The 14,939-nt window shown below is 66.3% G+C and carries 10 protein-coding genes; 5 read left to right on the top strand and 5 right to left on the bottom strand.

Going from position 1 to position 14,939, the window contains the following annotated elements; genetic code table 11:
- Window positions 1-2 precede the first annotated feature (2 nt).
- Complete coding sequence (locus EDF56_RS13325) at window positions 3-1,604, bottom strand: carboxyl transferase domain-containing protein (protein ID WP_132388138.1); 1,602 nt, start codon at window positions 1,602-1,604, stop codon at window positions 3-5.
- A 134-nt stretch (window positions 1,605-1,738) separates the two neighbouring features.
- Here EDF56_RS13325 and EDF56_RS13320 point away from each other — a divergent pair, with 134 nt between their 5' ends.
- Window positions 1,739-2,593 (top strand): LysR family transcriptional regulator, encoded by an 855-nt coding sequence (locus EDF56_RS13320; RefSeq protein WP_132388136.1) that lies wholly within the window; start codon window positions 1,739-1,741, stop codon window positions 2,591-2,593.
- A 189-nt stretch (window positions 2,594-2,782) separates the two neighbouring features.
- Here the strand turns inward: EDF56_RS13320 and EDF56_RS13315 are convergent, their stop codons facing one another.
- The 4 genes from EDF56_RS13315 to EDF56_RS13300 all read right to left on the bottom strand — a co-directional run bounded on the left by EDF56_RS13315 (window position 2,783) and on the right by EDF56_RS13300 (window position 10,067).
- Window positions 2,783-3,781 (bottom strand): LLM class flavin-dependent oxidoreductase, encoded by a 999-nt coding sequence (locus EDF56_RS13315; RefSeq protein WP_132388134.1) that lies wholly within the window; start codon window positions 3,779-3,781, stop codon window positions 2,783-2,785.
- A gap of 90 nt (window positions 3,782-3,871) precedes the next feature.
- On the bottom strand, window positions 3,872-7,342 hold the full coding sequence (locus EDF56_RS13310) for an indolepyruvate ferredoxin oxidoreductase family protein (RefSeq protein WP_132388132.1): 3,471 nt from the start codon (window positions 7,340-7,342) through the stop codon (window positions 3,872-3,874).
- A gap of 193 nt (window positions 7,343-7,535) precedes the next feature.
- Window positions 7,536-8,285: an SDR family NAD(P)-dependent oxidoreductase gene (locus EDF56_RS13305; RefSeq protein ID WP_132388130.1), complete on the bottom strand. Its 750-nt coding sequence runs from the start codon at window positions 8,283-8,285 to the stop codon at window positions 7,536-7,538.
- Window positions 8,286-8,612: 327 nt separating this feature from the next.
- Window positions 8,613-10,067, bottom strand: coding sequence for an NAD-dependent succinate-semialdehyde dehydrogenase (locus EDF56_RS13300; protein WP_132388128.1), 1,455 nt, complete (start codon window positions 10,065-10,067; stop codon window positions 8,613-8,615).
- Window positions 10,068-10,230: 163 nt separating this feature from the next.
- Between EDF56_RS13300 and EDF56_RS13295 the strand changes: the two genes are divergently transcribed.
- Genes EDF56_RS13295 through EDF56_RS13280 form a run of 4 tightly spaced genes read left to right on the top strand, consistent with a single transcriptional unit; the run spans window position 10,231 to window position 14,914 of the window.
- Window positions 10,231-11,733 (top strand): aldehyde dehydrogenase family protein, encoded by a 1,503-nt coding sequence (locus EDF56_RS13295; protein WP_279389714.1) that lies wholly within the window; start codon window positions 10,231-10,233, stop codon window positions 11,731-11,733.
- A gap of 12 nt (window positions 11,734-11,745) precedes the next feature.
- Entirely contained in the window at window positions 11,746-12,558 is an 813-nt protein-coding gene (locus EDF56_RS13290; protein WP_132388126.1) for an SDR family oxidoreductase, read from the top strand.
- A gap of 2 nt (window positions 12,559-12,560) precedes the next feature.
- A complete protein-coding gene (locus EDF56_RS13285) occupies window positions 12,561-13,883 on the top strand; it encodes a cytochrome P450 (RefSeq protein ID WP_132388124.1) in 1,323 nt (440 codons plus the stop codon).
- Entirely contained in the window at window positions 13,880-14,914 is a 1,035-nt protein-coding gene (locus EDF56_RS13280) for an NADP-dependent oxidoreductase (RefSeq protein WP_132388122.1), read from the top strand. The genes EDF56_RS13285 and EDF56_RS13280 overlap by 4 nt, the downstream gene beginning before the upstream one ends.
- Window positions 14,915-14,939 lie beyond the last annotated feature (25 nt).

The raw sequence follows: 14,939 nt of genomic DNA, 5'->3' as shown, positions 1-14,939 counted from the left end.
CATCACATCCTGAACACGCCGAACTGCGGACGATCGGGGATCGGCGCCTCAAGGCACGCAGCAAGCGCCAGCCCCAGCACATCGCGGGTCTGCGCGGGGTCGATCACGCCATCGTCCCACAGGCGGGCGGTGGCATAGTAAGGATTGCCCTCGTCCTCGTACTTCTGGCGGATCGGAGCCTTGAAGGCCTCGGCCTCCTCGGACGACCACTTCGCAGCGTCGCGGTGGACAGTGGCGAGCACCGAGGCCGCCTGCTCGCCGCCCATCACCGAGATGCGCGCATTGGGCCAAGTGAACAGGAAGCGCGGGTCATAGGCGCGCCCGCACATGCCGTAATTGCCCGCACCGAAGGACCCACCGATCAGCACCGTGATCTTCGGCACCGTGGCGGTGGCAACGGCGGTGACGAGCTTGGCGCCGTGCTTGGCGATGCCCTCGGCCTCGTACTTGCCGCCGACCATGAAGCCCGAGATGTTCTGGAGGAACAGCAGCGGAATCTTGCGCTGGCAGGCCAGCTCGATGAAGTGCGCGCCCTTCTGCGCGGACTCCGAGAACAGCACGCCGTTGTTGGCAAGGATCGCCACTGGCATGCCGTGGATATGCGCGAAACCGCAGACGAGCGTGGTGCCGTAGAGCGCCTTGAACTCGTGGAACTCGCTGCCGTCGACGATACGGGCGATCACCTCGTGCACATCGTAAGGCGCGCGCACGTCCTCGGGCACGACGGCGTAGAGTTCCTCTGCAGCGTACTTCGGCGGACGCGGTGCGCGCAGCGGCTGGTCGTGATGATGCAGCGGGCCGAGATGGCTGACGATATCGCGCACGATGGTCAGCGCATGCTCGTCATTATCGGCAAGATGGTCGGTCACACCCGACTTGCGGCTGTGGAGATCGCCGCCGCCAAGGTCCTCGGCGGAGATCACTTCACCCGTCGCTGCCTGCACCAGCGGCGGCCCGGCGAGGAAGATCGTGCCCTGCTCCTTCACGATAATCGATTCGTCACTCATCGCCGGAACATAGGCACCACCCGCCGTGCAGCTTCCCATGACGCAGGCGATCTGCGGGATGCCTTTCGAGGACATCTGCGCCTGGTTGAAGAAGATGCGGCCGAAGTGATCGCGGTCCGGAAAAACCTCGGCCTGATGCGGCAGGTTGGCGCCGCCGCTGTCGACAAGGTAGATGCACGGCAGGTTGTTTTCCTGCGCGATCTCCTGCGCGCGAACGTGCTTCTTCACGGTGATCGGGTAATAGGTACCACCTTTCACGGTGGCATCGTTACAGACGATCATGCACTGGCGGCCGGAGACGGTGCCGATGGCGGTAATCAGGCCCGCGCCGGGAATATCGTCCTCGTAAAGCCCCTCGGCGGCGAGTTGCCCCAGCTCCAGCAGCGGCGAGCCGGGATCGAGCAACCGCTCCACGCGCTCGCGCGGCAGCAGCTTGCCGCGTGCGACATGGCGTTCGCGCGACTTCTCGTTCCCGCCGAGCGCGGCTGCCGCGACTTTCTCGCGCAGCTCCGCCACGAGTGCCCGATTGTGCCGGTCGCGCGCCTGCGCTTCGGGGCTCTCGAGATTCAGGCTGGTATGGAGCACCGGCGCGCTCATGCCACGATCTCCGGTTGCGCTGCGCTTGCCATCGGGCTCTCTTCCCATGCTGGATTGATTTACCCCGCCTATCTAGACCGGCCGGCAAGCGAGCGGAAATTGAAATTTTTCGCCCTTCGTTATAGATACTGTCTATGATTGACCAATATCTGCTGCGCTATTTCCTCGCCGTGGCGGAAACCGGCAATTTCAGCCGCGCAGCGCGGGCGGTCAGCGTTACCCAGCCCACACTTTCGGCCGGTATCGCCAAGCTGGAACGCGAACTGGGCGCGCGCCTGTTCGACAGGGATCGCCAGCGCGTTGCCCTGACCCCGGCGGGCAGCCGCTTCCTCGTCCGCGCCCGCCGCATCGCCGCCGAATACGAACACGCGCTGGTCGAACTGGCCGAGCCCGCCGAACCGAGCCTGCTGCGCGTGGGCGTGCTCAACACCATCCCCACCCGCACGATAGGCCGCGCCTTGGCCCAATACGACGGCAGCGAAGCGCTCGAACTGCTAGACGGCAGCGAGCGCGATCTGGTCGAACGGCTGGAGCGTGGGCGGATCGACGTGGCATTGACCGTCGTTCGCCCCCACCACGCCCGCTACCAACCCGAAGTGCTCGCCCGCGAACGTTACATGATGGTCTTGCCGCCCGATCACCCGCTGGCCGGGGAGAGCGAAGTCCTCGCCGAACAGCTCGCGCAGGACCGCATGGCCCTGCGCCGCCACTGCGAGGCGCTGCCCGAGATAAACCGCTTCTTCACCCAGCGCGGCGTCCGTCCGCGCTTCGTGCTCAAGACCACCAGCGACGAGCGCGTTCTCTCGGTGATCCGGAGCGGCGCTGGGGTGGGGATGATGCCGGAGGGGTTCGCCGACGGTTCGGTACGGTTCGTGCCGGTGCGGGATTTCGAACTCACGCGCGAAGTGGGATTGCTGCACGCCGGAAGCGCAAGGCGGAGCGCTCTTCTAGAGATTTTGCGGGGGATCTATCGGGAAGAAAAGAAATAAGCAGGGGAGCATAGCCCCCCTGCACCCCCAACACCGTCTAGGTCACGGGGGCCAACTGCGTTGTGCGCCCACGGCTGCGTCGGGAGACGTATTGGCTGCGCCGCAAGGAGCGCGCTACGGATAGGCCGGGCGCAACGAAGACGCTCTGCGGGTCTGGGGGATCATCCCCCAGAATCCCTTCTTTTCTGCTTAAATCTCCGCCTTCAATCGCGGCATGGTCGCTTCCAGCAGCTTGAGGCTCTTCCACCCTTCTTCCGGCGAAAGTCCGCCCAACAAGGGCTGGAAGCCGACATGGCCGACGCCGCCCATGCTGCGCACTTTCTCGACCAGCTGGTCCGGCGTCCATGCGGCGAACATGCCCGCCTGACGCAGCACGGCCGGATCGGTCAGCCCCTTGAATGGCGAGTTCGAACCATCGCCCTCCTGTTCGGCCCACTTGGCATATTCGGTGATGACGTGGACCGCGTGCGGCGCAATCGCTTCCCAGCCGGCGTCCGGATCCTCGCAAAGATGGACCGCCAGCGGCATCCCCGGCGTAGGACGGAAATAAGTGCGCGGCGCGTGGCCGAGCCGTTCGCATTCGGCGAGGTACAGATCGATAAGTTCGGGCTTCATCGGCCCGAAACCGACACCGAATTTCGCCGCGCGCTTGGCCGAAGCGGGCACGCCGCCGCCGACCATGATGATATCCTCCGGCGCCTGCACGGTGAGCGGGCGGACATAGATCGGGCGGCCGTCAAACTCGAATTTCTCGCCTTTCAGGGCGCGCAGGATGATCTCCAGCCCTTCGTCCATCAGCCGTGCGCGGTCCTTCAGGGACTTGCGGAACATGGCGAACTCGAACGGTACATAGCCGGCACCGAAGATGACATTGAGCCGCCCGTTGGACATCTGGTCCACCACTGCGATCTGCTCGGCCAGTTCGAGCGGATCGTGCAGCGGCAAGACCACCGCGCCGAGCATGAAGCGGATGCGGCTCGTCACCGCCGCCATGCCGCCCGCCAGCGTGAAGGGCTGCGGCAAGTAACCGTCGTCGGAGCCGTGATGCTGCATCAGCCCGATCTGGTCCGCGCCGATCCGGTCGACGAAGGCGGCCATCTCGATTGCTGCGCGGTAGAGTTCATGCGTCGGTGCCGCCCAGTCAGGCGAGCGCATGTCAAACGAGACATTGATGCGGATGTTCTTCATGGGCCGACTTCCCTCCAACAGCGACGGGCCCGGTCGTGCGGCAATCGCGTTCGGGCGGCAATTTCGGGGCGGCAGATACCGCCCCGGCGGTCACGCCGGTTCGAGTTCGGCCGTGATCGCGCTGGGTTCGAGCCGGAGTGAAAGTTCGGCCACTCGCTCCCTATAGGCGGCGACTCCGACCTCCTTCACCGCGCCGTACCCGGCAATCAGCGCGGGAGCGGCGGCGATTTCGACGGCAAGGTCCATCGTATCGGGCTCAATCTTCGCCGCGATCCGCCGCGCGAGATCCCGATATTCACCGATCAGCGCGCGTTCCATGCGGCGTTCGGCGGTGTAGCCGAACGGGTCGAACCATGTCCCGCGCAGCCCCTTGGCCCTTGCGATCAGCGAGAATGCCGGGAAAATCCAGCTTCCGAACGCGATCTTGCGCGGGCGACCGGTCTTGCGGTCCTTGCGGAACGCCAGCAACGGCGGAGCAAGGTGGATCTTGAGGCGCGGCGTGCCCTCGAACGTGTCGGACAGCCCCGCCCGGAAGGCCGGTGCGCTGTAGAGGCGAGCGACTTCGTACTCGTCCTTGTACGCCAGGAGACGGCCGAGCTGCCGCGCGATTTCGCGCAGCAAAGGCTCCCCGCCGGCCACCCCGCGTGCCTTCAACACGCCCGCAATCTCGTCGAGAAACGCGCGGTAGTCCGCAGCATAGGCAGGGTTCTGCCACTCCGTCAGCAGGTGCTCGTAACTCTCGACAATGGCTGCAAAATCGCGCGGCGCCTCGGGTGCGGAAGGTGCAGCATCGGCCAACGCGAAAAGGTCTTCCCCGCCCGCCGCCGCCAGCCGCCCGAGCGACAGCGCAGCCAGGTTCGCGCGCACCGCCACCCCGTTCAATCGCACCGCCTCTTCCAACGAGGACAGCGCGACCGGCAGCAGTCCCTTCTGCACCGCGAAGCCCAGCATCATCAGGTTAGTGAAAATCGAATCGCCGAGCAGCCGCGTCGCCAGCGATCCCGCGCGCAGCGAGGCAATCCCCGCCGGATCGACGCGCTTGCCGATCGCGCGAAGGAAGCGGCTGGCGGTCAGATCGAGGCCCGGGTTGCGCTGGAATTCGCCAGTGGGCACCACGTCCTCGTTCGCCAGAACCTGCGTATCCTGCCGCGCCAGCGCCAGTACTTCGGGCGAGGATGCCACCACCAGATCGCAGGCGATCACAAGGTCCGCCATGCCCGCGCCCAACCGCGCCGAAGGGATCGCGCCGGCGTCCGCGCCGATGCGGATATGGCTCGCCACCGCGCCGCCTTTCTGCGCCATGCCGGTCTGGTCGAGCACTTTGGCGGCCTTGCCCTCCATCTGCGCCGCCATCGCCAGCACCGCGCCCACCGTGAGCACGCCGGTCCCGCCGATCCCCGCCACCAGCATCGCAGAGGCCCCTCGCGACAGGTCGGCCACCGCCGGTTCGGGGAGCGCCGCCACCATGCGGGCGAGTTCCGCGTCATCCATGCCGCGCTTGCGCAGCGCCGCGCCGGAGACTTCCACGAAGCTGGGGCAAAAGCCCTTGATGCAGGACATATCCTTGTTGCAGCTGGACTGGTCGATCATGCGCTTGCGGCCGAATTCGGTTTCGATCGGCACGATCGACAGGCAGTTAGACTGCACCGAGCAATCGCCGCAGCCCTCGCAGACCGCCGGATTGATCCAGAGCCGCTTGTCGGGATCGGGGTAAGCGCCTTTCTTGCGGCGGCGGCGCTTCTCGTTGGCGCAGGTCTGTTCGTAGACGATGGCGCTCGTGCCGGTCACTTCGCGCAGCTCGCGCTGCACCGCGTCCAGTTCGTCCCGGTGCAGCACGCGGGTTCCACTCGGCAGGTCGGACGCGGCAAAGCGCGCGGGGTCTTCGCTCACCAGTACGACCGGGTGCACGCCTTCCACCACCAGTTCGCGCACGATCTGCTCGGGCGTGAGCGCACCTTCCGCAGGCTGACCGCCGGTCATGGCGACGGCATCGTTGTAGAGGATCTTGAACGTCACCCGGCTCTTGGCCGCCACCGCCGCGCGGATCGTCAGCAGGCCGGAATGCGTATAAGTCCCGTCGCCCAGGTTCTGGAACATGTGCGGCGTATCGACGAAATGCTGCGCGCCGATCCAGGGCATCCCTTCCTGCCCCATGCTCACCGTCTGCATCGTGTTGCGTTCGGGCATGTAGTGGGCAAGGCCGTGGCACCCGGTGGCGCCCATCGCGGCCGAGCCTTCCGGCACCACGGTCGAGGTATTGTGCGGACAGCCGGAGCAGAAATAGGCGGGCCGGATGGCAGTGCGATCCAGCGCCTTCGCGGAGTCCTCCCGCTCGCGCAGCATGGCATCGCGCGCCGCAAGATCATCACGCAGCATGCCCAGCGCCGCCATGCGCGAAACCAGCGCGCGGCGCACCGTCGCGGCATCCAGCACGCCCACTTCGGACAGCAGCTTTGCCCCGTCCGGCGCGGTCTTGCCCGAAAGCGCCGGGGCATTGGCGCGGCCATAGAACAGGCGCGCGATCTGGTCCTCGATAACCGGGCGCTTTTCCTCGACCACCATGAGTTCGGCGCTGCCGCCGCAGGCCCGGTGCAGGAATCCGGCATCGAGCGGCCAGACGAGGCCGAGCTTGACCACGCGCAGGCCCAGCGCCCGGCATGCCGCCTCATCCAGTCCGAGATCGGCCAGCGCCTGACAGAGATCGAGCCATGCCTTGCCCGCGCTCACCACGGTCAGCCGCCGGTTCGGCGCTTCGTGGCTCACCCGGTCGATGGGGTTGAGGCCGGTGAACAGCGGCACGATCGGCAGGCGCCGCTCGATCACCGCCGCCTCCTGTTCGAGCGCCGACATGGCGATGCGCAAGTTCGGCGAAGCGCCTGCGGGTATTTCCGGCAGGGCTATCGGGAAGGTGTGGCCCGGCAGGGTGACGGTCGTGGTCAGGTCCAGCGTGTCGGTCACGGCCTTCACCGCCACATAGAGCCCGCTGGCGCGCGACAGGGCCCAGGCGAACTGGCCGTAGGACAGGATCTCGTCGGTCGTGGCCGGGTAGAGCACCGGGACCATCGCCGTCATCAGCACGTGTTCGGACTGGTGGGCGGTCAGCGAGGACTTGGCCGCGTGGTCATCCCCGCAGAGCAGCAGCGCGCCGCCTTTCGGGTGGGTGCCTTCGAAATTCGCCGCCTTGATCGCCTCTCCCGCACGCTCGACGCCCACGCCCTTCGCGTACCAGAGCGCGAAGACGCCATCGACGTTCGGCTTGCCGTACCAGTCGAGCTGCTGGGTGCCGCGCACGGACGTGGCGGCGAGTTCTTCGTTGAGGCCGGGCTCGAAACGGATGGCGTGCCGGGTGAGCAGCTTTTCGCTCGCCCACAACTGCGCATCCAGCGTGGTGATGGGGGAGCCGCGATAGCCGGTGACATAGCCCGCCGTGTTCAGCCCGGCCGAGCGATCCCGCCGCGACTGGTCCAGCAGCAGGCGCACGACGCCTTGCAGGGCGGAGAGCATGACTTGCCCTTCGCCTTGCGTGTATTTGTCTTCCAGCGTGACGACCGTCTTGGTCACTCGGATCCCCGGTTTTCCTGTCCTTCCAGCGGCCTTTCAGATGGCGGGCGGAGGCGCAAGCGGGGAGCGCGGGGAGCGCCGTGGGGGTCAATTGGGGGTGCGGGTGGGTCCGCTTTCGGACTTCGGGAAGGCGAAGCTTCCGAAATTATGGAAGGGTGGCAGCGCCATGCACTGCCACCCTTCGATGCAGAATTCAGGTGACGACGCGGCCGCCGTTGACGCCGATGGTCTGGCCGGTGACGTACTGGCTGCGCTCGTCGCAGAGCCAGGCGCAGGCGTTGGCGATATCGTCGGGCTCGCCCATGCGGCGGACCGGGATGGTCTGTAGCAGCACTTCGGTCGGGATCTGGAAGCGCTCGCGGTTGGCTTCGGACATGATCGTGCCCATCACCGAACCCGGCGGAATGTTGTTCACGGTGATGCCGTAGGGCCCGAATTCCTGCGCCATCGAGCGGGTCATGGTCACCACCGCGCCCTTCGAGGACGAATAGGGGATCATGTTCACCGCGCCGGTCTGCGCGCTGGAGGACGAGATGTTGACGATGCGGCCCCAGCCCGCGTTCTTCATGTCGGGCAGGCATTCCTGCGTCATGATGAACAGGCCGCGCACGTTGACGGCGTAGATGAAGTCCCAGCGGTCCTCGGTCAGTTCCTCGAACGGGGTAAAGTCGGTGACGCCCGCGTTGTTGACGAGAATCGAGATCGGGCCCAGCGCTTCGCGCACTTGCTCGATCGCGGCCTTGGCCGAGGCGCGGTTGGACACGTCTGCGCCCACGGCGATGGCAGTGCCGCCAGCTTCGCGAATGGCCTTGACGGTATCGGCGCAGCGCTCGGCATCGAGGTCGAGCACGCCTACGGCCACCCCTTCCTTCGCCAGCCGCCTTGCGCAGGCGGCGCCGATTCCGGCGGCGGCGCCGGTGACGATGGCAACCTTGTAGGACATCATGTTCTCCCGTTCTCTTCTGGGTCTTGGCGCCTCGCACGCCTTGCAGGCCTCTAGGGCTAGACGGAAAAGAGGCTTGTCGGGAAGAGCAAGTTTGAACGGGCGTTCAAAACTTCGCAGTGGCGGCGTTGTGGGGCATATCGTGCATCTGCCAACTGCCATTCGTCGTCCCCGCGAAGGCGGGGGCCCGCTTTTTAGTTCACGCGGAGGCGCAGAGAGATTGCGCGGTGATTCACCGTCTCTCTGTGTCTCTGCGTGCCGAAAAGAACAAGCGGGATCCCCGCCTGCGCGGGGATGACGGGAGTTTTTGGTGTAAGAGTGGGTGCCTTACGCCGCCGGCTTGATCCCCATGCAGAGGTACTTCACCTCCATGTAGTCATCGAGGCCATAGTGCGATCCCTCGCGGCCGAGGCCCGACTGCTTGACGCCGCCGAACGGCGCCACTTCGGTCGAGATCAGCCCGGTGTTGATGCCCACCATACCCGCCTCCAGCGCCTCGGCCACGCGCCAGACGCGGCTGATGTCGCGGGCGTAGAAGTAGCTGGCAAGGCCGAACTCGGTATCGTTGGCCATGCGGATGGCGTCGGCCTCGTCGGTGAAGCGGATCACGCCGGCGAGCGGGCCGAAAGTCTCTTCCTTCGCCAGCTTCATGTCCGGCTTCACGCCCGCAACCACGGTGGGGTTGAAGAACGAACCGCCGCGTTCGTTGCGCTGGCCGCCTGCGAGTACCTTGGCGCCGCCCGCAATGGCGTCCTCAAGGTGTTCTTCCACCTTCTCGACCGCCTTGACGTCGATCAGCGGGCCGACTTCGGTACCCGCATCCATGCCGTAGCCGACCTTCATGGCCGAAACGCGCTTGGCCAGCTTCTCCACGAACTCGTCATAGACGCCGTCCTGCACGTAGAAGCGGTTGGTGCAGACGCACGTCTGGCCGCCGTTGCGGAACTTGGAGATCATCGCGCCGTCGATCGCGGCATCGACATCGGCATCGTCGAACACGAGGAACGGCGCATTGCCGCCCAGTTCCATCGAGGTCTTCTTGATCGTCTCCGCACATTCGCGCAGCAAGTCGCGGCCGATCTCGGTGGAGCCGGTGAAGGTCAGCTTGGCAACCTTGGGGCTGGCCGTCAGCGCCGAGCCGATCTGCCCGGCGCTGCCGGTCACGACATTGACGACGCCCGCCGGAATGCCCGCCAGTTCGCACAGATGCGCGATGGCGAGCGCGGAATAGGGCGTGGCCGAAGCGGGCTTGATAACGATCGTGCATCCCGCCGCCAGTGCCGGGCCCAGCTTGCGGGTGATCATCGCATTGGGGAAGTTCCAGGGCGTGATCGCAGCAACGACGCCGACACCCTGCTTGATGACGACGATGCGGCGGTCGGCGGCATGGCCGGGGATGGTATCGCCATAGGCGCGCTTGGCCTCTTCGCCGAACCACTCGATGAAGCTGGCGCCATAGGCGATCTCGCCGCGCCCTTCGGCCAGTGGCTTGCCCTGTTCGCGGGTGAGCAGTTCGCCAAGGTCGTCCTGATGCTGGATCATCAGTTCGAACAGCTTGCGCATCAGTTTGGCACGCTCACCGGCGGTCTTGGCGCGCCAGGCGGGGAGCGCCTTTTCGGCCGCGTCGATGGCGCGGTTGGTCTCGCTTGCGCCCATCTTCGGCACAGTGCCGAGCACGGCGCCGCTGCCGGGATCGGTGACTTCGAACGTGGCACCGCTATCGGCATCGCACCACTGGCCGTCGATGTAGCACTGCTGACGGAGGAAATCGGTGAAAGCCATGGTCTTGCGGTTCCTCGCTCGTTTCGTGCGCGCCACATTCCTGAGGCCGCGGGCTGATGCGGGAGATAGGCAGCCCCGGATAGCGAGGCAACCGCAAGCGGACGATCCGGTTCCAGCCAGCGCCCTCGCGATTGACGCGCCTTCTCCGCTTCGATAGTCTCGTTTGCGAAAACAAATTCGCAAATACGAATTATCTGGGAGAGAGCCGCTGACTCACGCAGGCTTCATCGATGGCGCATTCGTTGCCGGGAACGGCGGGGCGTTCGACGTGCTCGATCCGTCCGACGAGAGCCATGTCGCGCAGGTTATCGGGCTTTCGCCGGATCAGGTGGAGAGCGCGATTGCCGCCGCGCGGCGGGCTTTCGATTCGGGCGCATGGTCGGGCCTCACCATGCAGGAACGCGGCGCGGCGATGATGCGCTTTGCCGACTCCATGGCCGCCCGCGCCGACCGGTTGAAGGAACTGGCCGTGCGCGAAGCGGGCTGTCCGGTTTCCTCCACGGTCATGGGCGCGCAAGTCGCCTCGCCGCTGCGCATGGCGCGCGAGATCGTCGACCTGTTCCTCCGCCTGCCCGAGGTCGAGGACAATCCGCTGCCCCTGCACGAGCGGGTGAACGCCCATTTCGCGGTGCAGAGCGTGACGCGCTGGTCGCCGATCGGGGTGGTGACGGCGATATCGGCCTACAATGTGCCGTTCTATACCGCGCTCTGGAAAGTCGTGCCCGCGCTGATGGCGGGCAATACGGTGATCCTGCGGCCCAATCCGCTGACGCCGCTGTCTTCTTTGGTCTTTGCCGAGGCGGCCGAGGAAGCGGGCCTGCCGAAGGGCGTGTTCAACCTTGTCATCGAGCAGGGCGTGGACGGCGCGCAGGCCCTGACCAGCGATCCCCGTGTGGACATGGTGAGCTTTACCGGTTCCTCCACCGTGGGCGTCGAAGTCGCGAAGCAGGCGGCGACCACGCTCAAGCGGCTGGTGCTCGAACTGGGCGGCAAGTCGGCGCAGATTTACCTGCCGGATTCGGTGGACCGCGCGGCCATGGCGGCGATGAGCGTCTGCACCTCGCACGCCGGGCAGGGCTGCGTACTGGGCACCCGCGTCTTCGTGCCGCAGGAGAGCAAGGCCGAAGTGCTGGAGGCGATGGCGAAATTGCTGTCCGGCGTGAAGATCGGCCCGGCGCGCGATCCGGCGAGCCAGCTTGGCCCCGTCATCAGTGCCGGTCAGCGCGCACGGTGCGAGCATTTCGTTGCCGCTGCCGTCGCCGGGGGCGGCCGCGTGGTCTGCGGCGGCAAGCGGCCGGAGGGGCTGGAAAAGGGCTATTTCTTCGAGCCGACCGTGCTCGACTTGCCGGACAACACCAATCCCGCCGCGCAGGAGGAAATCTTCGGGCCGGTGGTTTCGGTGATCGGCTACCGCGACCTCGATCACGCCGTGGAAATGGCCAATGACAGCCGCTTCGGCCTGTCCGGTTGGATCCACGGCAAGGACAAGGTCAAGGCGCTGGAAGTGGGCCGGAAAATCCGCAGCGGGACGGTCAACGTCAATGGCGCGCTGATGTCCAGCCATGCCAGCAGCGGCGGCATCAAGATGAGCGGCCTCGGCCGCGAGCGCGGCGTCGAAGGACTGCGCGAATTCCAGATCATGACCACGCTGAACATCGGCGGGTAAGGGAGGACCAGCATGCAGGGACTGCTCGAAGGCAAAGTCGCACTGATTACCGGGGCCGGATCAGGCGTCGGCCGCGCCGCCTGCCTGCTCTTTGCCGAACACGGCGCCAAAGTGATCGCGGCGGACGTGAATGCTGACAACGCGTCGGAAACGGCAGCGATGGTCCGCGCGCAGAATGGCGAGGCCATTGCCGTGGAATGCGACGTGGCCGATCCTGCCTCGGTCGATCATGCCGTCGCGGCGGCGGTCGAGGCCTTCGGGCGGCTCGATTGCCTCTATAACAATGCCGGAATCACCATCAGCCCGGTCCCCGGCAAGGGCCTGCGCAGCCTGATCGAGTGCGAGGGCGAGGATATGCGCCGCGTCTCCGAGGTCAACGTGATGGGCGTGGTGCACGGGTGCCAGTCGGCGATCCGGCAGTTCGAAAGGCAGGCCAAGGACGGACAAGGCGGCGGGGCCATCGTCTCCACCGCTTCGGTCGCCGGGCTGATCGGCTATGGCGGCGTGTTCTATGGGGCCACCAAGGGCGCGGTGGTGCAGCTTACCCGCGCGCTTGCCATCGAAGTGGCGGACAAGGGCATTCGCGTGAACGCGGTCTGCCCGGCGGGCATGCTCACCCACTATGCCGGAATGGACCCCGACAGCGAGCACCGCGACCGCATCCTCGAAGGCATGGGCCGCGTCCACCCGCTCGGCCGCGCCATCGATCCGCGCGACACCGCTTCGGCGGCGCTGTTCCTCTGTTCCGATCTCGCAAGCAACGTGACCGGCGTGAACCTTCCCGTGGACGGGGGGCTCTCGGCCGGTCGCAAGGTAGGAGGCTGACCATGGCGACCTGTCCCTATTCGGGTAACGATTCCCGCTCCAACGCGCTCGCATCGCTGCTGTCGGACAATCCGCGCTATGCGGAGATGTTCGATGTCGACAAAGTGGACGCCAATTCCGGTGTCGACCCGACGCGCGACTATACCGAGGACATGAACCGCCTGCGCGAGGCGGGCGCGGTGCACAAGGGCACCTTGCGCGAATTGCTGGGCGTGCCGGAAATGGTCTCGATGCTCGGCCCGCCGCGCGAGAACATGACGTTCTTCTCCTACCGCGCCTGCGAGATCGGCTTCCGCGAGAACCAGCTCTATTCGTCCGAGGGCTATAACGAGAGCGCCGGGGTGCGGACGATCGGCACCACCATCCTCTCGATGGTCGGCAAGCCGCACAAGCGCCTGCGCTCCGCCGCGCAGCCGCTGTTCAAGCGGCCCAAGGTGCTGGATTGGTGGAACAAGCGCTGGATCGAGGAGACGGTCGACGTCCTGCTCGACCAGATCAAGGATCGCGAGACCACCGACCTCAACACCGATCTCTGCGCGCGCCTGCCGATGGCCACCGTCACCCGCGCCATCGGGCTGGAAGGCGAGGACGTGATCGAGTTCCGCTACCAGCTCAACCGCGCCACGTTCGGCGCGCGCAACCTGCCGCCCGAGGAAGCGGCGGAGGCGCGCGCCTGGGTCGATGGCACGCTGCGCCGCCTGATCGCGGAGAACCACCGCGAGCCCGGCGATAACCTGATCGCCGGCCTGATCGCCTGCGAGATCACGCACGAGGACGGCTCCAAGCGCCCGCTCACCGAAGATGAGCTGTTCGGCTACTGCAAGCTCGCCATCTTCGCGGGCGGCGGCACCACCTGGCGGCAACTGGGCATCACCATCGATGCGCTGATGACGCACCGCCACTTCTGGGAAGCTTGCAAGCAGGATCGCAGCCTGATCGACCTTGCGGTGGAAGAGGGCCTGCGCTGGCGTGCCACCGATCCGGTGTTCATGCGCCTTTGCATGGAGGATACCGAGATGGAAGGCGTGAAAGTCCCCGCCGGCACCCGCATCCACTTGTGCCTCGGCGCCGCGAACCACGATCCGGCGGTGTTCGACAAGCCGGAGGAATACGACATCTTCCGCCGCAAGGAGCACCACATGGGCTTCGGCTTCGGCCCGCATCGGTGCCTCGGCATGGATGTCGCCCGGCAGGAGATGGTGGTGGCGATCAACGGCCTGCTCGACCGCTTCCCGAACATGACGCTCGACCCGGCCAAGCCGAAGCCCGAATATCGCGGCCTCGACCATCGCGGCATGTCGGCGGTTACGGTGAAACTCAGGTGAGCGGCACCATGAAGCAGGTCGTGCTGGCACGCTATGCGCAAGGCAACCCGAAGCCTTCGGACTTCCGCGTGGAAGCGGCGCCGATTCCCGTGCCGGGCGAGGGTGAGGTGCTGCTGCGGACGCTCTGGCTGGGTCTCGACCCGCTGATCCGCTTCGCCATCGACGAAAAGCGCCTTTCCGGCGTGACGCAGGTCCATCCCGGCGAGGTCATGTACGGCCCGACGGTCAGCGAAGTCGTCGCCTCCAACCACCCCGGCTATGCGGTGGGGGATGTGGTGGAGGATCGTACCGGATGGCGCGAATATGCCCTCGTCGCGCCGGACAAGGCCGATTGGCGCGGGCCGCCAAGAAAGCTCGATCCCGCGCAGGCACCCGTCTCCACCGCGCTGGGCGCGCTTGGGATGCCGGGGCAGACCGCCCATGCCTGCGTGATCGGCATCGGCCGCGTCGCGGCGGGCGAGACGGTGGTGATCTCGGCCGCAGCGGGCGCGGTGGGCAGCCTTGCCGGGCAGATCGCCAAGATACGCGGCGCGCGCGTGATCGGTATCGCCGGCGGGCCGGACAAGTGCCGGGGGCTGATCGACCTCGGCTTCGATGCCGCTGCCGACTACAAGGCACCCGACTTCGCCGAGCAACTCGCCAAGGCACTGTCCGAAGGCGCCGACGTCTTCATCGACAATGTCGGCGGCGACGTGATGCTGGCCGTCCTTCCCCACCTCAAGCGCGGCGCGCGGATGCCGGTCTGCGGTTTCATCGCCTATTACGGCATGGGACTCGAAGGCCCGGGGCCTGACCGTCTGCCCGGATTTTTCCGCACGATCATGTCCAAGGGTCTGGAGATCAAGGGCTTCGGCGGCTTCCTCGTCGGCGGCCAGCAGGCGCTGGACGATATCGCCGGCTGGATCGCCGAGGGGCGCATCCGCTGCCCGGAATCGGTGGTCGAGGGGCTGGATTCCGCGCCTGAAGCCTTCGCCGGGGTGTTTTCTGGCAACAACCATCTAGGCAAGCTGCTGGTGAAGGTGTCAGGCTGATCGGCGAAAACAAAAATCGCAGGAT

Source organism: Novosphingobium sp. PhB165 (assembly GCF_004341845.1).
Classification (GTDB): domain Bacteria; phylum Pseudomonadota; class Alphaproteobacteria; order Sphingomonadales; family Sphingomonadaceae; genus Novosphingobium.
Note: the sequence above shows the minus strand (reverse complement) of the source record. Positions and strands in the feature narration are given on the sequence as shown.